Source organism: Geodermatophilus sp. SYSU D00703 (assembly GCF_054050155.1).
Genome location: NZ_JBJGYU010000004.1, coordinates 147762 through 170207, shown reverse-complemented (window position 1 = coordinate 170207; position 22446 = coordinate 147762). Strand labels below are relative to the sequence as shown.

Annotated in this window: 24 protein-coding genes; 7 read left to right on the top strand and 17 right to left on the bottom strand. The window is 75.5% G+C overall.

Annotation, left to right across the window (positions count from 1 at the left end; all coding sequences use genetic code 11):
- Positions 1–14: 14 nt before the first annotated feature.
- Complete coding sequence (locus ACI782_RS07420) at positions 15–542, top strand: DUF6328 family protein (protein ID WP_456907650.1); 528 nt, start codon at positions 15–17, stop codon at positions 540–542.
- Here the strand turns inward: ACI782_RS07420 and ACI782_RS07415 are convergent.
- Entirely contained in the window at positions 445–1095 is a 651-nt protein-coding gene (locus ACI782_RS07415; protein WP_456907648.1) for a very short patch repair endonuclease, read from the bottom strand. The genes ACI782_RS07420 and ACI782_RS07415 overlap by 98 nt on opposite strands.
- Here ACI782_RS07415 and ACI782_RS07410 point away from each other — a divergent pair.
- Positions 1062–2498 carry a hypothetical protein gene (locus ACI782_RS07410; RefSeq protein WP_456907646.1) on the top strand — a complete coding sequence of 479 codons (1437 nt, stop codon included), beginning with the start codon at positions 1062–1064 and terminating at the stop codon, positions 2496–2498. The genes ACI782_RS07415 and ACI782_RS07410 overlap by 34 nt on opposite strands.
- On the opposite strand, the gene ACI782_RS07405 is transcribed toward ACI782_RS07410, so the two are convergent.
- The 7 genes from ACI782_RS07405 to ACI782_RS07375 form a co-directional block, all read right to left on the bottom strand.
- On the bottom strand, positions 2495–4255 hold the full coding sequence (locus tag ACI782_RS07405; protein ID WP_456907644.1) for a hypothetical protein: 1761 nt from the start codon (positions 4253–4255) through the stop codon (positions 2495–2497). The two genes, ACI782_RS07410 and ACI782_RS07405, sit on opposite strands and share 4 nt — an antisense overlap.
- Before the next feature lie 227 nt (positions 4256–4482).
- Positions 4483–5166: a glycosyltransferase gene (locus ACI782_RS07400; protein WP_456907642.1), complete on the bottom strand. Its 684-nt coding sequence runs from the start codon at positions 5164–5166 to the stop codon at positions 4483–4485.
- Complete coding sequence (locus tag ACI782_RS07395; protein WP_456907640.1) at positions 5163–6017, bottom strand: NAD-dependent epimerase/dehydratase family protein; 855 nt, start codon at positions 6015–6017, stop codon at positions 5163–5165. The genes ACI782_RS07400 and ACI782_RS07395 overlap by 4 nt, the downstream gene beginning before the upstream one ends.
- The gene (locus ACI782_RS07390) at positions 6014–6877 is read right to left on the bottom strand and encodes an aldolase/citrate lyase family protein (protein ID WP_456907638.1); all 864 of its coding nucleotides are present in this window, start codon (positions 6875–6877) and stop codon (positions 6014–6016) included. Before ACI782_RS07390 ends, ACI782_RS07395 begins: the two co-directional genes overlap by 4 nt.
- Before the next feature lie 74 nt (positions 6878–6951).
- Entirely contained in the window at positions 6952–7998 is a 1047-nt protein-coding gene (locus tag ACI782_RS07385) for an ABC transporter ATP-binding protein (protein WP_456907636.1), read from the bottom strand.
- Between the two features lie 37 nt (positions 7999–8035).
- The gene (locus ACI782_RS07380; RefSeq protein WP_456907634.1) at positions 8036–9553 is read right to left on the bottom strand and encodes an ABC transporter permease; all 1518 of its coding nucleotides are present in this window, start codon (positions 9551–9553) and stop codon (positions 8036–8038) included.
- Positions 9554–9624: 71 nt separating this feature from the next.
- Complete coding sequence (locus tag ACI782_RS07375; protein WP_456907632.1) at positions 9625–10647, bottom strand: iron ABC transporter substrate-binding protein; 1023 nt, start codon at positions 10645–10647, stop codon at positions 9625–9627.
- Positions 10648–10744: 97 nt separating this feature from the next.
- On the opposite strand from ACI782_RS07375, the gene ACI782_RS07370 reads away from it, so the two are divergent.
- The 3 genes from ACI782_RS07370 to ACI782_RS07360 all read left to right on the top strand — a co-directional run bounded on the left by ACI782_RS07370 (position 10745) and on the right by ACI782_RS07360 (position 12113).
- On the top strand, positions 10745–11203 hold the full coding sequence (locus ACI782_RS07370; protein ID WP_456907630.1) for a GNAT family N-acetyltransferase: 459 nt from the start codon (positions 10745–10747) through the stop codon (positions 11201–11203).
- A gap of 127 nt (positions 11204–11330) precedes the next feature.
- Positions 11331–11612 carry a hypothetical protein gene (locus ACI782_RS07365; RefSeq protein ID WP_456907628.1) on the top strand — a complete coding sequence of 94 codons (282 nt, stop codon included), beginning with the start codon at positions 11331–11333 and terminating at the stop codon, positions 11610–11612.
- A gap of 132 nt (positions 11613–11744) precedes the next feature.
- Positions 11745–12113: a hypothetical protein gene (locus tag ACI782_RS07360; protein ID WP_456907626.1), complete on the top strand. Its 369-nt coding sequence runs from the start codon at positions 11745–11747 to the stop codon at positions 12111–12113.
- A 6-nt stretch (positions 12114–12119) separates the two neighbouring features.
- On the opposite strand, the gene ACI782_RS07355 is transcribed toward ACI782_RS07360, so the two are convergent.
- The 9 genes from ACI782_RS07355 to ACI782_RS07315 form a co-directional block, all read right to left on the bottom strand.
- Complete coding sequence (locus ACI782_RS07355; RefSeq protein WP_456907624.1) at positions 12120–13382, bottom strand: RNA polymerase sigma factor; 1263 nt, start codon at positions 13380–13382, stop codon at positions 12120–12122.
- Between the two features lie 13 nt (positions 13383–13395).
- The gene (locus ACI782_RS07350) at positions 13396–13824 is read right to left on the bottom strand and encodes a YciI family protein (RefSeq protein ID WP_456907622.1); all 429 of its coding nucleotides are present in this window, start codon (positions 13822–13824) and stop codon (positions 13396–13398) included.
- A gap of 191 nt (positions 13825–14015) precedes the next feature.
- Positions 14016–14870: an alpha/beta hydrolase gene (locus ACI782_RS07345; RefSeq protein WP_456907620.1), complete on the bottom strand. Its 855-nt coding sequence runs from the start codon at positions 14868–14870 to the stop codon at positions 14016–14018.
- A gap of 77 nt (positions 14871–14947) precedes the next feature.
- Positions 14948–15940, bottom strand: a complete 993-nt coding sequence (locus tag ACI782_RS07340; RefSeq protein ID WP_456907618.1) for an ABC transporter substrate-binding protein — start codon at positions 15938–15940, stop codon at positions 14948–14950.
- A gap of 118 nt (positions 15941–16058) precedes the next feature.
- A complete protein-coding gene (locus tag ACI782_RS07335; protein WP_456907616.1) occupies positions 16059–17237 on the bottom strand; it encodes an acyl-CoA dehydrogenase family protein in 1179 nt (392 codons plus the stop codon).
- A 194-nt stretch (positions 17238–17431) separates the two neighbouring features.
- Positions 17432–18322: a LysR family transcriptional regulator gene (locus ACI782_RS07330; protein WP_456907614.1), complete on the bottom strand. Its 891-nt coding sequence runs from the start codon at positions 18320–18322 to the stop codon at positions 17432–17434.
- A 26-nt stretch (positions 18323–18348) separates the two neighbouring features.
- Positions 18349–19038 (bottom strand): maleylpyruvate isomerase family mycothiol-dependent enzyme, encoded by a 690-nt coding sequence (locus ACI782_RS07325; protein ID WP_456907612.1) that lies wholly within the window; start codon positions 19036–19038, stop codon positions 18349–18351.
- A gap of 40 nt (positions 19039–19078) precedes the next feature.
- Positions 19079–19951, bottom strand: a complete 873-nt coding sequence (locus ACI782_RS07320) for a fumarylacetoacetate hydrolase family protein (RefSeq protein WP_456907610.1) — start codon at positions 19949–19951, stop codon at positions 19079–19081.
- Between the two features lie 30 nt (positions 19952–19981).
- Positions 19982–21076: a cupin domain-containing protein gene (locus ACI782_RS07315; protein ID WP_456907608.1), complete on the bottom strand. Its 1095-nt coding sequence runs from the start codon at positions 21074–21076 to the stop codon at positions 19982–19984.
- Positions 21077–21173: 97 nt separating this feature from the next.
- On the opposite strand from ACI782_RS07315, the gene ACI782_RS07310 reads away from it, so the two are divergent.
- Together ACI782_RS07310 and ACI782_RS07305 are read left to right on the top strand one after the other, a co-directional pair.
- Positions 21174–21986, top strand: a complete 813-nt coding sequence (locus ACI782_RS07310) for an IclR family transcriptional regulator (protein WP_456907606.1) — start codon at positions 21174–21176, stop codon at positions 21984–21986.
- 38 nt (positions 21987–22024) lie between these two features.
- Entirely contained in the window at positions 22025–22405 is a 381-nt protein-coding gene (locus tag ACI782_RS07305) for a PaaI family thioesterase (protein WP_456907604.1), read from the top strand.
- The last annotated feature ends 41 nt before the right edge of the window (positions 22406–22446 follow it).

The following is a 22446-nucleotide window of genomic DNA, read 5'->3' as shown; positions in this document are numbered from 1 at the left end:
AGGCGGTGAGAGGCATGGTCGACACGTCGTACGGTCCGGCGCATCGCACGGGCCGGGAGGACGACGGTGAGCCGGGCGAGAGCCGCAAGCAGCGGATCGACCGCGAGCTGATCGAGCTGCTCAACGAGCTGCGGGTGGCACTGCCCGGCGTGCAGTTCCTGTTCGCCTTCCTGCTGGTGGTGCCGTTCCAGCCGGGAGGCGCGGAACTCACCGAGTTCCAGCGGGACGTCTACTTCGTGACCCTGTTGGCGGCCGCCGTCGCGACGGGGCTGCTCATCGCCCCGGCCGCGCAGCACCGGGTCCTGTTCCGCCAGCGGGACAAGGAGAACCTGCTGCGGCGCAGCCACCGATCGGCGTTCGCCGGGCTGGTCGTGCTGGCCCTGGCCATCTCCTCGGCGGTGCTCCTGGTGACCGACGTGGTCTTCGCCCCGCTCCAGGCGTGGGTCACCGCCGGCGTGGTCGCCCTCCTGCTGGTGTGGTGGTGGATCGCCGTCCCGTACTGGCAGCGCGCGCACAAGCGGCAGGACCGACCGGAGGACTGACGGCCGCCTCCCCGCGTCCCAGCGCGCGGCAGATCGCGTCCGCCACCGCGTCCGGGTCCTCGTGCTCCCAGAAGCGCAGGACCCGCCAGCCCGCCGCGCGCAGGATCGCGTCCACCCGGCGGTCGCGCGCCACGTTGCCGGCGAGCTTGCGGACCCACCACCCCCGGTTGGCCCGGGGCGTGTGGCCGCAGGCTGGGCAGGCGTGCCAGAAGCAGCCGTCGAGGAAGACGACGAGGCGCCGGCCCTTCCAGACCAGGTCGCCTCGCGCCCGGGTCTGCGGGCACGGCCGGACGTCGACCCGGTAGCGGACGCCCCGCGCGTGCAGCCGTCGGCGCACGGCCATCTCGTGTGCGGTGTCGCGGCGCGGTTGTCGGCGGAAGCGCCGGGCGACGACCTCGTCCGACGGCGGCGGCGCGGGACCCGGGCCACGGCTCGGTGCACCTGGGTCGCCGGCCGGCGCCGGTGCGCTCCCCGCCGCGGCGACGACCGCGCTCGGCAAGGGTCGCCTAACCTGCCCGTGTGAGTGCGACGGCGGCCCGGGTGCTGACCCCACCGTCGGCGGCTCCGGCCCGGGTGCGCTGGTCACGGGTCGAGCTCCTGCCGCCGCTGCTCGTCGTGCTGCTCGGCGCGGTGCTCCTGGCTCCCGGTCACGGGCTGTGGTTCGACGAGCTGTTCACCGCGGAGGTCGGCCGGCTGTCCATCGGGGAGATCCTCGCGGCGGTCGTCACCGGCCGCGGAACGACGAGCTACCTGGTCGACGTCCCGCCGTCGTACAACGCGCCCTACTACGTCGTCGTCTCCGCGTGGACGTCGCTGCCCGGGCTGGGCGGCGACACATCGCTCCGGGTGCTGTCGCTGCTGGCGACCGCCGGCGGGACAGCGCTGGTGACCCGTGCGGTGAGCCGGTTGACGACGCGGGCGACCGGTGTGCTGGCCGGCGCGGTGCTCGCGTCCGCTCCCCTGCTGCTCGAGCAGGCCGTCGAGGCGCGCAGCTACGGGTTGGTCGTGCTCGCCACGGGCGGGGCCGTGCTGGGGCTCGTCCGGTGGCTGCAGGAGGCGCCGTGGGGACGGTGGCTGTTCGGCCTGTCCGGCGCGGCCATGGGCCTGATGCACTGGTACGCGGTCACCGTCCTGGCCGCCTTCGTCGTCGCCGCGCTGCTGCTGCGCGGACGCCGCGCCGTGCCGGTGCTGTTCATCGGGGCGGCCGCCGTCCTCCCGACGGTCGGCCTCATCGTGGTGAACCTGCTCAACGGGACCGGCGCCCGCAACGCCGAGCACCTGCGCGACACCGGCGGGACGCTCGCCGGCCAGGCCGTCGAGGCGTGGGCCGGCGGTCGCGGACCGCTGCTCTACCTCACCGTCGGGCTGGCCGTGCTCGGCGCGGTGCGGGCCGTCGGGGTGCGGGTCGTGGGGATCTGCTGGGTGCTGGTGCCGCTGCTTCTCCTCCTCGCCGCCGAGCTGGTGCGACCGGTCTACCTGCCCCGGTACCTTCTCGCCGGCCTCCTGGGTCTGGGGGTCCTGGCGGCGGCGGGAGCACTGACCCTGCCCCGGGCGGCCCGCGCGCCGGTGGCCGGGCTGCTCGTGGCCTGCTCTCTGCTGGCCTGCTCCCCGCTGGCCGACCGCGGGCCGCGAGAACGCGCCGACGACGTGGTGGCCCTGCTCGCCGAGCGCCACCGGGCCGGGGAGCCCATCGTGGCGGCGGACCAGCGCTCGGCGACCGGCCTGGACCACTACGTCCGGGTGGCGGCACCGCAGCTGCGGCCCGATGTCGTCCTCCCCCCGGACGACGCCCCTGCGGACGCGGACCGCGTCTGGCTCGTCCGCCGGATCATCGACGGGCAGCCGGTGCCCACCGACGACGACGGCATCCTCGAGGACGCGGGGATGCGGATGACGGCGGAGTACGACTTCCCGGCCGGCAAGACCGACCTCGTCGTCCAGGTGTGGGAGCACTAGAAGGGCGGGACGTCGAGGTCGGTCCCGAACCTCGGAGGGGAGCTCACCAGCAGGGCGCCGTTGGGCATGGTGACGGCCAGGGCACCGTCGTCGGCCTCGTCGAACCGCCAGCCGGGTGCCTGGTGCTTGAGCCGGTGGTGGTGCTCGCAGAGGCAGCAGAGGTCGTGGTGGGCAGTCGGCCCGTCGGGCCATTCCCGCCGGTGGTCGAGGTCGCAGGCGCGGGCGCGGGCGCGGCATCCGGGGAACCGGCAGCGCCGATCGCGCAGTCGCACGAAGCGGTCCAGCTCGGCGCCGGGGTCGTGCTCGTCGGTGGCTGCCGGCGGGCCGAGGGCCTCGCCGCGGCGGATGCCGGTGGCGTCGGTCAGGGCCACGAGGCTGCCGCGCAGCTGGTCGACGACGGCGATGTCCGGCCGGTGCGCCAGGCCGGTGCCGCGGACGTCGCGCACGCCGATCAGTTCACCGAGGTCGAGGACGGAGCGCAGCTCGCCGTCGGTCCAGCCGCCGTCGAGGATCGCCTGCCGGGCGCTGCCCAGGCCGACACGCACGGCGGCGTCGTGCCGGGCAGCGACCCAGCTGAGCCACTCGGCGAGCGGACGGTCCCTGACCGGGGTGGGCGGTGTCCCCACCGCCCCCGGTGGCTCCCCAGCCTCCGCGTGCGCTGACTCGGCTGGGGTCGGCACCGCGGTATCGAGCCGCGGCGGAGGATCTTCGCGCGGCGGGGGTTCGGCGCCCAACGCGGCGAGATCGTCCAGCCGGGCCGCGGGGCGCGGCATCAGGCCGAACGCGTAGCCGAGCTCGCGCACCATCTCGGCCGGCACCAGGTGCCCGTCGACCTGACCGGGTTCGTTGCCGCCGAGCATCGTCTCCAACGTGGCGACGAGGGTGAGCGCGATCGTGACCGGCGGCATGCCGTGCTGCCCGGCTCGCAGCACGAGGTCGGTCAGGCAGTCCGCCATGCGCTGCTGCTTGGTGCGCTCGTCGCCTTCGACGCGCGTCTGATCGGCGTAGGCCTCCAGATGCCGGTAGACCGCCGCGGCGGTCGGGAGCGGCAGGTCGACGATGAGCGTGCCGGTGCCGTTCCGCCGGTCGTGCAGGCGCACGCCGCGCTCCCGGATCGCGGCGACCAGCTTCCGGCCGGCGGCCTCGGCGTCCTTGCGGAGCACGATGCGTCGGGCGCAGTCGCCCAACGGGGGCGGGGTCTTGTCGCCCAGCAGGCGGAGCACGTGTCCCTCGATGTCGGCACGAACGGCGTCGTCGGCAACCGGACCCACGATGGTCACCATCTGACGCGCGTGCGCGGGGCTCAGCCGACCCCGGGCGAGCAGGTCGAGGGCCGCTCGGTGAGCACGATCGAGTCGCTGAGTTGGGCCGTGGCCGCCGGACCGCTGATGCCGCCGCGTGGGCGCCACCTCGTCGACCGCCCACTCGCTCACGTCGGTCAGCGCCGCGGGCCGGGCCGCACGGGTCGCCGCCGACATCGCGCCCCGTTCCCCGTGCTGCCGGTCGAACTGCCCCGCCGGGCGGTACCGCGCGAACTCGGTGAGCGAGGTCGCCATGACCGCGGACCACCGGGCGATGGCCCGCGACGCCTCGGCAGCCCGCTCGAGCGGTGCGGCTCCGGCGTCCAGCAGGCGGCGCAGCTCCGCGAAGCCCGCCGTGGGAACAGCGGCGGCGCGGACGTGCCTCCCCGGCTCGCCGACGGGCCACGTCCGGCCCGACCGCAGACCGGTGTGGACGGCGTCGACGATGACCGTCACGGGCCTGTCGAGTACTGCGGTCAGGCCGCGTTCGAACGCCGAGACACCACCGTCTCGTGCGGAGCCATCTTCGAACACAGGTTCGATACTAGTCGCTCGGTAACCCGCTCACCAGCCCAGATGCACCCTGGGGATGCGGGTCAGCCGTCCACAGGTCCCGGGCCACGGGCTCCGGGCCACGGGCTCTGGACCACGGGCTCCGGCCTCGCGCCACGGGCCCTTCCGCCTCAGCCTCGGCGGTGGCGGGCGGCCCAGAACAACGACCGGGCCGACTGCCCCAGTCGGGCGCGGGCAGTCCACGCCGACCGACCCTGGGGACGGCGGTCTCGGGGCACCGGCACGCTGGCCACCGGCCGCCGCGCCAGGCCGACCGCCAGCACGATGCTCGGCGCCTCCGCGGCGAGGACGGCCTCCCGCACGCGAGGGCCCATCGCGAGGAAGGCGCCGGCGTCCGGCGGCAGTCCGGTGAGCCGCGCCGCCAGCCGACGGTGCGCCGTCCCGGTGAGCCGGCGCAGCCGTGACTCGTAGTCCCCGCGACGGCCGGCGAAGACCGCCTCGACGTCACCGGCGGCGAGGCGGTCCAGCAGCAGGGGAACCGCCTCGGGCGGATCCTGCAGATCGGCGTCCATGCACACCCAGACGTCGGCGCCGGGCTCGGCCGCCAGCCCGCGGGCCAGCGCCGCGTGCTGGCCCGCGTTGACGGTGAGGCCGGTGACGGCGACCCGCGGATCGGCGGCGCTCAGCGCGAACGCGACCCGCGCGCTGTCGTCGGGCGAGGCGTCGATGACCAACCGCAGGCGCCAGTCCCGACCCGCGAGCGCGGTGGCCAGCCGTTCGGCCAGCGGCTCCAGGGTCGACTCGTTCCGGTACACGGGGACGACGACCGCGACACGCGACCCGGGCGGGCTCATGCCCCCGCGGTCCAGGTGCGGGCCAGGCCCTCGGCCAGGTCGACCGTCGGCCGCCAGCCCAGCAGCGCCGCGGCCAGGGACGGGTCGCTGACCCAGCAGTCGGTGTCCCACTCCCGGCCCGGGTGGGCGCCGGGTGCCGTGGCGATCGGCCGCCCGGTGACCTGCGCGGCCACCTCGACGAGTTCCTCGGTGGTGGTCTGCACGCCGGTACCGAGGTTGAACACCTGGCTCGGGGGCAGGTCGTCGGCGGCCGCGGCCCGGACGCACGCGTCGACGACGTCCCCGACCCACACCCAGTCCCGGCGGCTGACCCGGGCCGGCAGGGGGACCACCGCGCCCGTCCGGGCGGCGTCGAGCACGACCGGCACCAGCCGGGTGGGGTGGTCGCCGGGCCCGTAGACCTGGAAGGCGCGCAGCACGGCGGCCCGGACGCCGCGTTCGGCGGCCGCGGCCTGCAGCAGCAGCGATCCGGCCGCCTTGGTCGCCCCGAAGAAGCCGCGCGGGTGGAGCGGGGCCTCCTCGGCCAACGGCTCCGGACCGGCCGCGTACTCCGTCGACGACCCCAGCCGGACCACGGCGCGGCACCTGTCCGGCAGCGCGTCCACCAGCCACGGACTGGTGTTGACCGCCACCGTGGCGGCCCGCTCCACAGGGGTGGCCTTGGCGCGCCCCGCGGCGAGCGAGAAGACGACGTCGGGGTCGGCCGCACGGACGGCGGTCGCGGCGGCGTCCGGGTCGGCCAGGTCGACGTCGGCCCGGGTGAGCCCCACGACCGACCAGCCGTCGGAGCGCAGGCGGGCCACCAGGTGCCGTCCGACGAAGCCGCCGGCACCGGTCACCACGGCCCTCATGCCGGCTGGGCCACCGGCACCCCGCCGTCCGTCGCCGGGACGGCGACCGGCCCCACGACCGCCGGCAACACGGCCGGCCCGACGACCGCCGGGACCGGACCGTCCACCGCCGCCACGAAGGCCGCCCGCCGCTCCGCGACCTCCTCGACGGTCGCCCGGCCCAGCGTGTCGAGGGCGGCAAGCAGCCGGGGCAGCTCCACCGCCGGGTCGCGGCCGGCCATGTCCGCGGTGAACGACCGGCGCAGGAACGTGAAGTCGGTGCCCAGCCGGAGGAGCTCGGCGGCCAGCAGGTCCCCCGGGACGGGGAACCCGCCTCCGGGCAGGGTCAGCCCGCCGACTCCGAAGGGCTGGAGCACCGCGGCCCGGACGGCGTCGACGGTGCCGTCGGTGAGGGGCGCGAACAGCGAGTCCGACCGGCGGTCGATGCGCAGGTCGTTGAGCCCGACGTAGACCCGCGACAGGGGCCGCCGGGCCAGATCCGCGGAACACGCGACGGCGTCCTGCGTCTCGACCAGGATGCCCAGGCCGCAGCGCCCGGCGACCAGGTCGAGGGTTCGGTCGACCTCCTCCGGCGTCCGCACCATCGGCAGCAGCAGCTCGTCGGCGCCACGTGCGACGGCGTCGTCCACCTCCTCGGCCGTCCACGGGCCGAAGCCGTTGAGCCGGCACAGCAGCCGGCCGGCGGTGGCCGCCCGCATGCGGCTGAGGTCCTCGGGGGTGTCGCTGTTGATCTGGGTGCCCTCCCCCAGCTGCCGGCGGTGCTTCCCGCGGCGCTCCCAGTCGACGACGATCCCCGCCGCGCCCGCGGCCACCACGTCGGCTCCCCAGTGGGCGTCGACGGTGAAGAGGAAGAGGTCCACGCGGGTGAGCTTAGGCACACCTAACGCCGGGTGGCGCCCCGGGTGGCGCCCCGGGTGGCGCCCAGCCACACAGGTCAGACCACGGCAGCGGGACCCGCCGGGAACGGCACGGCCGCACCGACCACCCGGATCGACACGTCGTCCCCCGCCGAGGGCAGGTCCCACCCCTCCAGCCGGGCGCTCAACCGCAGCCCCGAGGAGAGCTCCAGCCGGACCCGCGCGTCGTGGCCGAAGAAGTCGACACCGAGCACCCGCGCCGTCGGCCCCTCCCCCGCCGGGCCGAGCCGGAGCTGCTCCGGGCGCAGCAGCACCCGGGCCGGGCCGTCGGGGCAGGCGTCGCCGAGCACGAGGTCGCCCAGCGCCGAGTTCGCCCGGCCGGCGCGGACCTCGGCGTCCAGGACGACCGACTCGCCCACGAACGTGGCGACGTCGAGATCGCGCGGGCTGCGGTAGAGGGTCCGCGGCTCGGCAAGCTGCACGAGCTGGCCGCCGCGCAGCACCGCCACCTCGTCGGCCATCGACAGCGCCTCGGCCTGGTCGTGGGTGACCAGCACCGCGGTCGCGCCGGCGGCGGCGAGCGCGTCGGCCACCGCCTGCCGTGTCTCCTCCCGCAGCGACGCGTCGAGGGAGGAGAACGGCTCGTCGAGCAGCACGAGGCTCGGTTCCGGCGCCAGCGCCCGGGCGAGCGCCACGCGCTGCTGCTGGCCGCCGGAGAGCTGGTGCGGCGAGCGCTCGGCGAGACCGGCGTCGAGCCCGACCAGGCGCAGCAGGCCGCGCACCCGCCCGGCGTCCCGGCGCTGCCGGCGGGGCAGGCCGAAGGCGACGTTGCCGGCGACGGTCAGGTGCGGGAACAGCCCGCCCTCCTGCGGCACGAACCCGATCCGCCGGCGGCGGGCGGCCACGCTGCGGCCGGGACCGGCCACCTGCCGGCCGCCGATCTCGATCGTGCCGGCGTCGGGGTCGTCGAACCCGGCGACCAGCCGCAGCAGCGTCGTCTTCCCGCACCCCGAGGGCCCGAGCAGCGCGGTGAACCCGCCCTCGGGCACGTGCAGGTCCACCCCGGTGAGCACGGGGGTGGCGCCGTAGGACTTCGTCACGGCGGTGACGGTCAGCGAGCTCATGCGGTCGGGTCCTCGTGGGGGGTCAGGTCGGCGGGCATCACGTCGTCAGGCCTCGTCGGGCGTCGCGGGAGAGCAGCACGGTGGCCGGTGCCGACAGCAGCACCATGACCACGGCGTAGGGGGCGGCCGCGCCGTACTCCAGGGCGCTGCTCGCCGACCAGAACGCCGTGGCCAGCGTGGTGGTCCCGGTGGGCGCGAGCAGCAGCGTCGCGGTCAGCTCGGTGACGACGGCGAGGAACACCAGCGCGGCACCGGCGCCGATGCCGGGGGCGAGCAGCGGCAGGGTCACCCGCCGCAGCCGGTCGGCCGCCGTGGACCCCAGCGAGGCGGCGACGTCGTCGTAGATCGGCGGCGACTGCTCCACCGCGGCGCGCACGGTCACGATCGCGCGCGGCAGGAAGAGGATCGCGTAGGCGGCCAGGAGCACCGGGACGGTCTGGTAGATCCACGGGGTGGCGTGGATGGCGATGGTGACCAGCGCGAGTGCGATGACGATCGCCGGCACCGAGCTGCCCAGGTAGGTGCTGCGCTCCAGCACCGTGGCCACCCGGCTGCGGGCGCGGACGGCGAGCCAGCCGGTCGGCAGGGCCATCGCGGTGGTGACGACGGCGGCCGCGCCGGCCAGCGCCAGCGTCGTCCCGGTGGTGGTGACGAGGACGGCCGGGTCCAGGCCGGTCGACGCGCCGCGGACCAGCCAGGTGGCCAGGCTGCCCAGCGGCACCGCGAGCGACAGCCCGACCAGGGCGGCCAGGCCCAGCAGCGAGGGGGCGGCCAGCGCGCCCAGCCGCACCGGGCGGCCGGGCCGGGCCACGCCCGCCCCGGTGCGCGCGTAGCCGCGCCGGCCGCGCAGCCGCAGCTCCGCGAGCAGCAGGACCAGGCAGAGCAGCACCAGGACGCCGGCGAGCATCGTGGCGCCCGGCCCGTTGAAGGTCGCCCGGTACTGGTCGTAGATCGCCGTGGTGAAGGTCGGGTACCGCAGCATCTGCAGCGCGCCGAACTCGGCGAGCACGTGCAGCGCGACGAGCAGGCTGCCGCCGAGCAGCGCGACCCGCAGCTGGGGCAGCTGCACCCGCCGGAACACCGCCCAGCCCGAGAGCCCCAACCCCCGCGCCGTCTCCTCCAGCGCCGGGTCCAGGCCGCGGAAGGCGGCCACCACGGGCAGGTAGACGAACGGGGAGTAGGACAGGGTCACGACCAGCAGCGCGCCGCCGTAGGTGTCCAGCCCCGGCAGCAGCGAGATCCAGGCGTAGCTGTTGACGAACGCCGGCACCGCCAGCGGCGCGACCAGCAGCACGTGCCACACCCGCCGTCCCGGCAGCGCCGCGCGCTCCACCAGCCAGGCCGCGCCCACCCCGAGGACGGCGCACAGCGCGACCGTGCCCCCGACCAGGCGCGCGGTGTTCCAGAGCAGCTCGGCCACGCGCGGCCGGAACACCAGCTCGCGGACGCCGCTCCAGCCGACGTCGAGGGTGGAGACGACGATGTAGCCGAGCGGCAGGAGCGCCAGGGCCGCGACCGCCGTGGCCAGCAGCAGGAGGACCGGGCTGCGGCGCACGCCCGAGCGCGCGCGGGCGCGGCCGGGGACGGCCGTCGTCCCGGCGCCGGGAGCCGGTGCCGCGGGGGCGCTCAGAGCAGTCCCACCTCCTGCATGAGCTCGGTGACCCGTTGCTGGTCGAGGGAGCCGGGGTCGACGTCGGGCACCTGCAGGTCGGCCAGCGGGGGCAGCGCCTCGGCGGAGGCGACGCCATCGGCGACGGCGTACTCCAGTGCCGAGCTCTCGGCCAGCCGCTGCTGGGCCGCCGGGCTGGTGAGGTAGGCGACCAGCTGCTGGGCCTCCTCCTGCTGGTCGGAGGAGGCGAGGACGCCGGCGCCGGAGACGCTGAGGAAGGCGCCCGGGTCCTGGTTGCGGAAGTAGTGCAGCGCGGCGTCGTCGCCCTTGAGCGCGTTCTCGGCCTGGTCGCGGTACCAGTAGTAGTGGTACATGACGCCGGCGTCGATCTCGCCCTCGTCGGCGGCCACCATGACGGCGGTGTTGCTCTGGTAGACGGCGGCGTTGCGCTCCAGCCCCTCCAGCCAGGCGCGGGTGGCCTCCTCCCCGCGCAGGGCGAGGACGGCGCTCACGATCGCCTGGAAGTCCGGGCCACCGGCCGCGATGCCGATCCGCCCCTGCCACTCCGGGTTCGCCAGGTCGAGGATCGACGCCGGCAGCTCGGCCTCGGGCAGCTGCGCGGGGTTGTAGACCAGCACGGTCGACCGGGCGGCGAACCCGGTCCAGTTGCCCGACGACGGCCGGAACTGCTCGCCCACCTGGTCGAGCGTCGACTGGTCCAGGGGTGCCAGGAGCCCCTCCCGGTCGAGGATGTCGATCGACGGGCTGTTCTCGGTCAGGAAGACGTCGGCCGGCGACGCGTCGCCCTCCTGCACGATCTGGTTGGCCAGCTCGGCGTCGTTCGCGTCGCGGAACTCCAGCTCGACGCCGGTCTCCGCCGTGAAGTCCTCGAGCATCGTGCGGACCAGGCTCTCGTGCTGGGCGCTGTAGACGGTGAGCACGTCCCCGCCGGAGCCGCTCTCGGAGCCACACCCGGCGAGCACCGCCGCGGTGGTGAGTGCGGAGAGCAGCGTGGCGGTCGCCCGCCCAGGCCTGGTCACGTACGGTCCTCCGAGAGGTAGGCAAGGCAAACCTGACCGCTAGGTGTACCACGGGGAGCCCCCGAGCGGGTCCGGTGCCGTGGGCTACAACTGGGGCATGACCGCCGGATCGCCTGCCGTCCGACCGCGCCTGCGCACCGCCCGCTTCGCCGAGCTCACCCCGTTCGAGGTCTACGCGCTGTGCCGGCTGCGGGTCGACGTCTTCGTCGTCGAGCAGCAGTGCCCGTACCCGGAACTGGACGGGCGGGACGTCGAGCCGACCACCGTGCACCTGTGGCACGAGGTGGACGGCGAGGTGGCGGCCACGATCCGGGTGCTCGACGACGGCGCGACCCGGGCGATCGGCCGGGTGGCCACCGCGCCGGCGCACCGCGGGCAGGGGCTGGCCGCCGAGCTCATCGAGGCCGGGATGGCGCTGTGCGAGGGGCTGCCGATCACGATGGGCGCGCAGGCCCACCTGGAGGACTGGTACGGCCGGTTCGGCTTCCGCAGGAGCGGCCCGGGTTACGTCGAGGACGGCATCCCGCACATCCCGATGCGCCGTGAACCCGCCTGAGGAGGGACCCCTGGGAGGACCTCGTCCTCCTCGCCGCTCGCATCCTGGCGGCGAGCCTCCGGACGAGGCCGCACGCCCCTCGCAGGCTCGGGTCGGCGCCCTGGACGGGGCCGCACTGCTCCTGGACGTGGCCGATCGCCTCGAGGCGCTGGCCGCCCGCACCACGCCGGGCGACTGGCGGGTCGGGGGCCTGCTGGCGACGCGGCCCGAGGTCGTCGCGCACCTCCCCGACGGCGGGACCGAGCACGTGGCCGAGGCCCGTGCAGGCACCGGCGCCTGGATCGCCGCGCTGTCGCCGGCACTGGCCGGGCCCCTGGCCGCGTGGCTGCGCGCCGCGGCCCCCAGCGACCCGTCCGCGGTCGCGTTCGCTGAGGCGCTGCTGGCCCGCCTCGGCGGGCTCCCCGGCTGACCGGCGGGGACCCGGGCCCCCCGTCAGCCCGGGTCCCCGCCCGGCCAGTCTACGAGACGGTGTCGTTCTGTATGCCACGGGTGGGTCGACCCGCGCTGGACACGCCCGCCGTCCCCCGCGCACGCTCGACCCGTGCCCGCCGAGCGACGCGCCTTCGCCCACGATGCCGTCCTAGCGCTGCCGGCCGACGGCGACGAACGGGCTCCCAGCGGTGCGGTCACCGTCGCGCTCTGCGGCAGCTGGACCCACGAGCCGCCCTGCCCGCTCGCCCCGCACCACACCACGGCGACCCGGGACGGCGACCGGTTGCGGGTGCGGGTGCTCTTCGCCACCGACCCCGCGGACGAGGCCCGGGTGCGCGCCCTGGTCGAGGAGGCGCTGGCCCGCGGGGAGTGCGTGGGTCCCGACGGCGCCCGCACCTCGTGGCGGCTGCTCGACGCGGCGGCCTCGCCGGTGCACCCGGATGAGCAGGAGCACGCGGGACGGCTGCAGCGCAGCTGACGGCGCTCAGCCCGGCAGCCCGCACGCGGCCGCGCGGCCCAGCAGCACGTCGCGCTCCCGCTCGTTGCGGGTCAGCGCGGCAGCCCGCTCGAACTCCCGCCGGGCCTCGGCCGCGCGGCCGAGCTGCAGCAGCAGGTCCCCGCGGGCCGCCGGCAGCAGGTGGTACCCGCGGAGCGCGGGGACGCCGGTCAGCGCGTCGACCAGCTCCAGGCCGGCGGCCGGACCGTAGGCCCGGGAGACGGCGACGGCACGGTTGAGGTCGACGACCGGCGAGGGCGCCAGCTCGGCGAGCGCCTCGTACAGCGCGGCGATGCGCACCCAGTCGGTCTCCTCCGCCGTCCGGGCGCGGGCGTGACAGGCCGCGATCGCCGCCTGCAGCCCGTAGGGCCCGAGCCCCGTGCCGGCGTCCTCCGCCCGGCGCAGCGCGGCCAGGCCGCGGCCGATGAGGACGTGGTCCCAGCGGGCGCGGTCCTGGTCGAGGAGGAGCACCGGCCTGCCGTCGGCGCCGGTGCGCGCCCGCATGCGGGACGCCTGGATCTCCATCAGCGCGACCAGCCCGTGCACCTCGGCCTCACCGGGGGTCAGCCCGGCGAGGACGCGGCCCAGCCGCAGGGCCTCCTGGCACAGCTCCGGGCGGGTCCACGACTCCCCCGCCGTCGCCGCGTAGCCCTCGTTGAACACCAGGTAGACCACCTCGAGCACCGAGGTGAGCCGGGCGGTGAAGTCGGCGCCGGTCGGCACCTCGAACGGCACGCCGGCGGCGGCGAGGGTGCGCTTCGCGCGGACGATCCGCTGGGCCACGGTGGACTCGGGGACGAGGAAGGCCCGCGCGATCTCGTCGGTGGTCAGGCCGCCGAGCAGCCGCAGGGTGAGCGCGACGCGCGCCTCGCGGGAGAGCACCGGGTGGCAGGCGATGAAGACCAGCCGCAGCAGGTCGTCCTCGACCACCTCGTCGAGCGCGGCCGCCCAGTCCGGCTCCTCGGCCTCGGTCAGCTCGCGGCCGAGCTCGGCAGTCTTGCGCTGCAGCCGCTCCCCGCGCCGGAAGACGTCGACCGCCCGGTGCTTGGCCGTGGCCATGAGCCAGGCCGCCGGCTTGTCGGGCACCCCCGTCTCGGGCCACCGCTCGAGGGCCGCGACGAGGGCGTCCTGGGCCAGCTCCTCGGCCAGGCCGACGTCCCCCGTGACGCGGGTGAGGGCGGCGACGAGCTTGGCGGACTCGATCCGCCAGACCGCCTCGACGACCCGGTGCGTCGTCTCCGCGCTGCTCATCGCCGCCCTCGGGTCAGGCCTGCCGCTGCTGGGCCTCGATGGTCGCCCGCAGCCGGTCCTCCTGCTCGCGCACCTCGGGCGTGTACGCGTCGCCGAAGTCCTCGGCCTCGAACACCTGCCGGATCTCCACCTCGCCCTCGCGGAACGGCGCCCGCTTGAGCCACTCGACGACCTCCTCGCGCGAGCTGACCTGGAGCACCCAGTAGCCGGCGATCAGCTCCTTGGTCTCGGCGAACGGCCCGTCGATCACGGTGGCCTTCCCGTCCTCGTCGTACCGGAGGCGCACGCCCTTCGAACTCGGGTGCAGACCCTCGCCGGCGAGCATCACGCCGGCCTTGACCAGCTGCTCGTTGTACGCGCCCATCTCGGCGAGCTCCTGCTCGGTGGGCAGAACGCCGTTCTCGCTGGCCTCGGACGCCTTGACGATCACCATGAAGCGCATCGGGGTCTCCTCCTCGCGCGCGGGGCGCCGACCCTGCTGACCGGCGTCCACCCCGCCCTCACTGACACGTCGAACGGCGGACGCCCGGATCGACACGACCGCCGGATCTTCTCCACGCCCCTGCGGGTGCCACGTCCGCGGCGGCGCAGGGTAGCGGCCGGGGCCGCCCGGCACAGCCCTCCGCCGCGCGCTCAGCGGTGGGCGTCGACGAACCGGGTGAGCTCCTCGGCGAGGGCCGCCTCGGCGCCGCCGTACTCGTGCCCCGCGCCGGGCAGCTCGACGCAGCGCCGGTCGGCCACCTGCACGCGGTCGAAGAGGTCCCGCCAGGCCGGCGCCCGGGTCTCGGCGCCGCCCCAGGCCAGCAGCAGCGGGGACGGCGAGGCGTTGCAGCCGTCCAGCCAGCGGCCCGGCCGCTCGGCGAGCCGCTCGAGGAAGGAGGCGGCGGAGATGGCGAAGTACCACGCGGGCACGGGGATGAGCAGGTGGCCGTCCCCGCGGTCGACCAGGTCCTGCGCCTGCGCCCGCGCCCGGTCCAGCGCCGCGTCGTCGTCGAACCACGCCGACAGCGGGAAGCGCACCGAGGTCAGCGGCGAGAGGAACACCCGCCCGGCCACCTCGTCGGCAGGAGGCGCCCAGTCCCCGAGGAAGTAGCCGCCGGCGGAGTGGCCGACGACGAACACCGGCAGGCCGGTCCGCTCGCGCAGCCAGGCCGCGCCGGCGCGCAGGTCGACCGGCCCGTCGTCGAGCCGCTCCCACATGCCGCCGTAGGCCGCCTCGGCGCCGGTCGCGATGCCGGGGGCGTCGCCGAGCCGGCTGTAGCCCAGGTCGTGGCAGCGCAGGTTGAGGGCCAGGTGCACGAACCGGTCGGGGGCCACCAGCGGCGGGAGGCTCCGCGGCGGCCCCGAGTAGCAGTTGCCGCCCTTGCCGTGCACGTGCAGCAGCGCCGCGACGGGCTCGCGCGGCGGCGGGTAGAGCAGGCCCTGGAGCAGCACGCCGTCCTCGGCGGGGACGTCCACCAGCTGCGGGCCACCGGTGGGCAGGTCCACGGGGCTCCTCGGGAGTGCGAGTCGGGAGTGCGAGGAGGCCCCCGGTGCGGCGAGGCTGCCGCACCGGGGGCCTCCGGTCAGTCGTCGATGATCGCCGCGTCGTAGTCGATCTCCTCGTCGACGAGGCCGTACTTGACCATCAGCTCGCCGAACGTCCGGATCGACTCCGGGTCGTTCTTGCCGCGCCACTGGATGAGGTTGATGTTCTCGGCGAGGGCCGGGTCGATGTCGATCAGCTCGGGCATGGCCTGGCGGAAGGACTCCGGGTCCTCGCGGATGTCGTCGGCGGTCGCCTGCACGGCCCGCCCGAAGGCCGCCACGACGTCGTCACCGACCCGCGCGATGGTCTCGTCGGTCATGACCATGGTGCCGATCTGCAGGCCCGGCGCGATCCCCACCCACGGGCGGTGGACGACGCGCAGACCCTGGTTCTGCCCGATGGTCGCGAACGGCTCGATCACGATGCCGGCGTCGACGTCGCCGCGGCCGATGGCGGCCAGGATGTCCGGGAACGGCAGCTCGACCGGGTTGATCGCGTCCTCGGCGAAGCCCTGCTCGTCGCGGATCCGGCCGATCGCCAGGTCGTTGACGTTGCGCAGCGCGTTGACGCCCATGCGGACGCCGTCGAGGTCCTCCGGGCCCTGGATCGGGCTGTCGGGCTTCACCAGGACCGCGGCGAAGTCGCCGTCGGCCTCCTCGGAGGTGGCGCTGCCGGCCGCCACCATCTTGATCGGCAGGCCCGCGTCGATGCTGGTGATGGCCGAGACCAGGTCCAGGCCGAGGACGTCCATGTCGCCCTGCACGAGCGCCGGGACGGTGGCGGTGCCACCCCCCGGGTTGACCCGCGCCTGCAGGTCGATCCCCTCGTCCTCGAAGTGCCCGCGCTGGACGCCGTAGGCCACGAAGGAGTACGGGCCGCCCGGCGTCTCGGCCATGGTGAGCGTCGTCAGGCCACCGCTGGTGCTCGGGGCGCCGGCGGCGTCGGCCGTCTCGTCGTCCGACCCGCACGCGGTGCCGGCCACCAGCACGGCGGCCGTGAGCAGCGCCCACGCGGCTCTCGAGGACTTCATCCGATCTCCTTGGAGGTCGTTCGGGGGCGCCGTCCGACCGGACGGCGCGCTGTAACGTACGTCACCGTTCCGCGGTCGACAATCACCGTGGACGAAGTTCCGCTAGACCGAACAGCGGTCACTTCAGCGAGAAGTGGACCCAGCGCTTGCCCTCAGCGAGCCCGGCCAGTTCCCGCCCCGCGGACTGCATGATCAGCGGGGACGACGACACGTGCTGGGTGCCGCCGTGCACGTCGCGGAACAGCCGCTGCATCGTGCCCCGGCGCAGCGCGTCGGTGCCGGCGGACACGTAGGCGAACTGGGCGATCCCGGCGACGGAGAACGTGGCGTTGTGCAGCGCGACCCGGTTGAGGGTGTGCAGCCGCAGCGGGATCTCCTCCCCCGCCGCCAGCGTCGCCTCGATCTCCTCCCACACCTCGTAGAGCAGGGCCTTGGCGGCCCGCAGCTGCACCTCGGCCTCCGCGAAGCGCTGGGCGAAGGCGTCGGTGTCGGTCTGCGCGCCCGGCCGGCCGACCTTGGCCCGGACGACGGCGGCCAGCTCGTCGAGGACCCGGCGGCCGACCCCGAGCACCCAGCCGCCGTGGTTGATGCTGGCGAAGTTGCCGATGCCGATCCGGTAGAGGTCGCCGCCGGTGACCGGCTCGGTGGACAGCGACGGGTAGCTGTACTCGATCGGGACGAAGCAGTCCTCGAGCGTGTAGTCGATGCTGCCGGTGCCCCGCAGGCCCAGCACGTCCCAGTTCTCGATGAAGGTGACCTGCTCGACCGGCACGATGAAGAACCGCGTCTGCCCGGTCTCGGTGTCCATCGCGGCGGTGTGCAGGTGGGTGCAGTGCTTGATGCCGGAGGCGAACGACCACTCGCCGCCGATCCGGTGGCCACCCGGGACGGGGACCGCGCGACCGGGCTTGGTGCCCTGGCCGGCGATGCCCAGCCGCGGGGTGGCGAACAGCGCCCGCGCGGCGTCCTTCTCGAAGAACGCGCCGGCCAGGCCGGTCGCCAGGCCCATGGCCATGGTGACCCAGCCGGTCGAGGGGTCGGCGTAGGAGAGCGCGCGGAAGAGGTCCATCGACTGCCGCGGGGTCATCTCCGCGCCGCCGAGCTCGCGGGGGGTGAAGACGCCGATCGCCCCGATGCGGTACAGCTCCTCGACGACCGGCTCGGCGATCCGGCCCTCGCGGTCGTTCTCCTCGCCGTGGCCGTCGACGAGGTCGAACAGCCCCTGGGCCGCGCGGATGACCTCCTCCGGCTCGGGCGCGGTCGCCCCGAGAGCCACCGGCTGCTCCACCGTCGTCATGCCCCGCTCCTCCGTCGTCCTCGGCGTTCCGGGAGCGACTGTAAGGAGCGGGGACCCGGGCTACAGCGGCTTTCGCTGATAGGGAATCGGACCGTTCTGATTCCCGGCCGGAATGAGCCTCGCCACCTGCGCCTCCTCCGCGGGCGCGAGCGGCCCGGGCAGCGGTGTCGCGCACCGGTGATCCCCCGCGGGTGTCAGCCGTCCGCGCTCCCCCAGGGACGCAGCGCCAGGAAGTTGTCGAGCACTGCCGGCCGCGGTCCGGCGCGCCAGAGGGCGCCCATCGTGAGCGCGAGGTCGCCGTCCTCCAACGGCACGTGCGCGACGGTCGCCTGCGCGGCCAGCCGGGCCGACGCCGGCGCGAACGCGACCCCGAGGCCGCCGGCCACCAGTCCGAGCGCGATCGAGGTGCTGCTCACCTCGTGCGCGACCCGCGGGCTGAAACCGGCGCGGTTGCAGGCGGTCACGTAGTAGTCGTGCAGGCCCGGCTCGACGGTGCGGTCGATGAGGATGAGCTCCTCGCCGGCGACCTCCTCCAGCCGGACCGACGACCGCTCGGCCAGCCGGTGCCCGCGCGGGACGACGAGCAGCACCGGCTCCTCGCTGACCGGCTCGGTCCGCAGCTCGGGCCGGGGCGGGACGGGCAGCCGGGTGAACGCGAGGTGCATGCTGCCGTCGGTGACGCGCTCGAGCGCCGTCCGGCTGGTGGCCTCGCTGAGCACGAGCGTCACGTCCGGGTGGTGGCGGCGGAACACCCGCAGCGACCGCGGCAGCAGGTCGGCCAGGGCGGGCTGGATGAACCCGATGGCCAGCCGGCCGACCTCGCCCCGGACGACGGCGCGGGCCCGGTCGACCGCGCCGTCCGCGCGGGCGAGCACCTCGACCGCCTCGGCGAGGAAGACCCGGCCGGCCTCGGTGAGCGTGACGCCGCGGCGGTCCCGGTCGAGCAGCCGGACGCCGAGCTCGTGCTCGAGCGCGCTGATCTGCTTGCTCAGCGCCGGCTGGACGATGTGCAGCTTCTGCGCCGCCCGGCGGAAGTGGAGCTCCTCCGCGACGGAGACGAAGTAGCGCAGGTGGCGCAGCTCCACCGGCTACCGCGCCGCGGCGGGCACGGTCACAGCCACGCGGGCACCTCGGGGATGCCGCCGTCCGCCTCGAGCCCCTCGCCCCGGGAGCGCCCGGTGAGCCACGCGGTCACCGCCGGCATCGGGCCGGAGACGGCCACCGAGCCGGTCCCCCACTCGCGGTCCCCGGCGAACACCACGACGTCGGGCACCTGATCGCGGCGGTCCCACATGCGGAACACGTCGTCCACCATCGCCGCCTGGACCTCCTCAGGGACGTCGGTGAAGGTCACCCCTGCGTCGAGGTCGACGGCGTGGACGTAGACCTCGCGGCAGCGCATCCAGGGCACCTCCGCCGCCGGCACGTCGCGGCCCTGCGCCGTCCGCACCCGCGCGGACCAGGCCTCGTCGGGGAGGCCGTGCACCGCCTCGGCGAGCCGGCCGGTGGCGGCGAGCACCTCGCCGCGCAGCTCGGCCGGCGACAGCTTCGCCGCCTCGGCGATGCCCGCCTCGCGCGCCTCGGCCGAGGCGTACATCGGCGTCTCGACGCCGGTCCGCGCCCAGGCGAGCAGGTTGCACAGGGCGTCGGCGTTGCGGGCCACGTGCGCCAGGAGGTAGTGGCGGCTCCAACCGGGGAGCAGCGAGGGCGCGTCGAACTCCTCGTCGGTGAGCCGGCCGAGGGCGGTGCCGAGCAGCCGCTCCCCGTCGGCCCACCAGTCGAGCGTCTCCGGCTTGGTCATGCGGTCCTCCTCGACCCGGGCGCCGACGACCCCGCCCGGCTCAGCGGACGGTCACCGCCATCGACCCGATCCGGCTGATGGTCATCTCCAGCTTCTCACCGGCCGCGATGGGGCCCACACCGGGCGGGGCGCCGGTGAACAGCACGTCGCCGGGCAGCAGGGTCATGACCGTCGAGGCGTAGGCGACGATCTGCGGCACGGGGGTGAGCAGGTCCCGGGTGTTCACCGACTGCCGCACCTCCCCGCCGCTGGTCAACAGGACGTCGAGGTCGGAGCCGTCGCCGATCTCGTCCGCGGTCACCAGCCAGGGCCCCAGCGGGCTGAACGTGTCGTAGCTCTTGCGGCGGGACCGGTCCGCGGCGCTGCGGACGGTGATGTCCAGCCCCGCGGTGAACCCGAGGACGGCGTCCATCGCCGACTCGACCGGGATGTCCTTGCCCCCGGTGCCGATCACCACGACCAGCTCCGACTCGTGGTGCACCTCGTGCCCGGCGGCGACGACGTCCGGTGGCAGCACGACCTCCGCGCCCGGGCCGACGATCGAGGACGGCGCCTTGAGGAAGACGTCGAACTCCATCATCCAGGACTCCACCCGGCCCAGCGTCCGCTCCTGGACGCCGTGCATCTCGGCCACGTGCTCGCCGTAGTTGCTGGCCGCGGCGATGACCTTGGACGGGCCCAGCACCGGCGCCCGCAGCGCGACCTCGGCGACCGGCCGCGGCGTGCGGGTCCCGGCGGCCTCGCGCAGCCGCGGGGCGACCATCGCGAAGTCGCGGCACAGCGCCCGCCACCACCCGGCGGTGACCGGGTCGGGGTCGTGCGGCCAGGGCAGGGCATCGGTGACGTCGACGACGGTCGCGTCGTCGGCGGAGACGACGCCCAGCCGGGTGTCGTCGAACAGGGCGAGCTTCACGGGTCTCCAGGGCTCAGCGGGGGGTGGATCTCAGCGGGGGCTGAAGGTGCCGGTCACCGTCTGCGGCCCGGCCAGGACCTGCTCGCGGTAGATGCCCAGCGCGCGCAGCACGGGGGCATCGGTGAGCTGGAACAGCACGCTGTCGGCGTCGGCGGCGTGCTCGACCGCCGACCAGGACGGTGCGACGAACACGTCCCCGGGGCTCCAGTCGAAGCGCTGCCCGTCGATGACGGTCGACCCGGCGCCCTGGAACGCCACGAACAGCGCGTTGCCGGACCGGCGCACCGCGGCGCCGTGCCCGCCGGCGCGGACGCGGAGCACCGAGCAGCCCAGCGTCGGCAGCACGCTGGCCCCGGTGGTCGGGTTGACGTACTCGAGCCCGATCACCGGCTCGTCGGACGCCGCGGCCAGCCGGTCGAGCTCGGCGGCGGTGTCGGCCCAGCGGTACACCAGCAGCGGCGAGGGCGCGGGGGTCAGCGGCCCGTCGACGGCGCCCTGCACGTAGCGGGTGCCCGGCGGGTGCGCCCGCTCGGAGAGGTTGTGCTCGGCCGGCTGCGGCTGGCTCTCCCCCGCCCCCGGGTACGGCTCGAAGAAGACCGCGTCCAGGGCCTCGACCATCGGCAGGTCCAGGCCGTCGAACCAGAACATCTCCGAGTCGCCGCCGTTGACGTGGTCGTGCCAGTTCCACGACGGGGTGAGCACCAGGTCGCCGGGGTGCATGTCGCAGGCGTCGCCGTCGACCGTCGTCCACACGCCCTCGCCCTCGAGCACCCACCGGATCGCGCCGGGCGTGTGCCGGTGCGCCGGCGCGGTCTCCCGCGGGCCGAGGCACTGCAGCGCGCCCCACAGCGTGCCGGCCGCGTACGGCCGGCCGCCGAGGCCGGGGTTCTGCAGGCTGAGCACCCGCCGCTCCCCGCCCCGCTCGACGGGCACCAGCTGGATCGCCCGGCGGGCCAGGGGCTTCATCGTCCCCGCCGACCACAGCCACGGGATCGCCCGCGGCTGGGGCGTGGGGGTGAGCAGCTGCTCGGTGATGGTCCACAGCGGCCGGAGGTCGACCGCGGCCAGGTCGCGGTAGAGCGCCGCCAGCTCCAGGTCGGTGCTGGTCTCGGGGGTCGCGGTCATCGGGAGGCCTCCAGTTCGGCGGGTCCGCGGGCGGCCGGGCAGCTCAGGCTAGGCGGGGGTTCCTCTGTCCACATAGCAGGCGGCATACAGTTCCTCCATGTCGAATCCGACGCGTCGTCCGGATCCTGCGGGGTCCGTCCCCCCGGACGGGCCGACCACCACCTCGGTCGACAACGCCCTGTGGCTGCTGCAGCTGGTCGGCGACCGCCAGGCGCTGCGCGTGGCCGAGGCCGCCGAGCTGCTCGGCGTCGCCCGGTCGACGGCGCACCGGCTGCTCACCGCGCTGCGCCGGCGCGGGTTCGTCACGCAGGACCGGCCCAACGGCGCCTACCGGCCCGGGCCGGCGCTGTACGAGATCGGGCTGGCCGCGGTCAGCCGCATCGACATCCGCCGGGTGGCCCGCCCGGTGCTCGAGCAGCTGCGGGAGGAGACCCGGGAGACGGTGAGCCTTGCGCTGCTGGAGGGGACGACGGTGCGCTTCCTCGACTGCGCCGAGAGCCCGCGGTCGGTGCGCGTCGGCAACCGCACCGGCGTCGTCCGGCAGGCGCACGCCTCGGCGGTGGGCAAGGCGATCCTCGCCGGGCTGTCGGACGCCGAGCTGGACCGCCGCTACCCCGGCGGCGCCCTGCCGCCGGCGGCGACAGCGGCCGCCCTCGGCGACCTCGCGCTGCTGCGCGAGGAGCTGGCGGGCATCCGGGCGTCGGGCTACGCGGTCAACTGGGAGGAGAGCGCCGACGGGGTCTGCGCGGTGGCGGTCGCGCTCAAGGACACCGTCGGCCAGCCCCTGGCCGGCCTGGGTGTGGCCGCCCCGATCAGCCGGATCGGCGACGTCGAGGCCATCCGCGCGCTGGCGCCGGCCGTGCAGCGCGGCGCCGCGCTCATCGAGGAGCGGCTGCGCACGCCGTCCTGACCGTGCGTGGCCGGCGGCCCGGCGGGTACCGGCCGGCCATGGCAGCAGGAGGACCGGGGGGCTTCGCCGAGCGGCTCGGGGCCGAGGTCACCGGGACTGAGGACGGCGGCGCGCGGATCGCGTTCGAGGTCGGTGAGGAGCACCTCAACCCGGCCGGCACCCTCCACGGCGGGGTGGTCGCGACGCTGGTCGACACCGCGATGGGACAGGCGGTCCGCACCACCACCGGGGAGGGCGAGGTGCCGGCCACCAGCCAGCTGACCGTCACCTACCTGCGCCCGGGCAAGCCCGGGCCGTTGTCGGTGAGCGCCGCGGTGCGGACCCGCGGAGAGCACCTGACCGTCTGCGAGGCCGACGTCGAGCAGGACGGCGCGGCGATCGCCCACGCGGTCGCGACCTTCGCGCTGCTCTCCCGCTGACCGCTCCGCGGCGCATGGACACCACCCCTCCCTGACCGGGA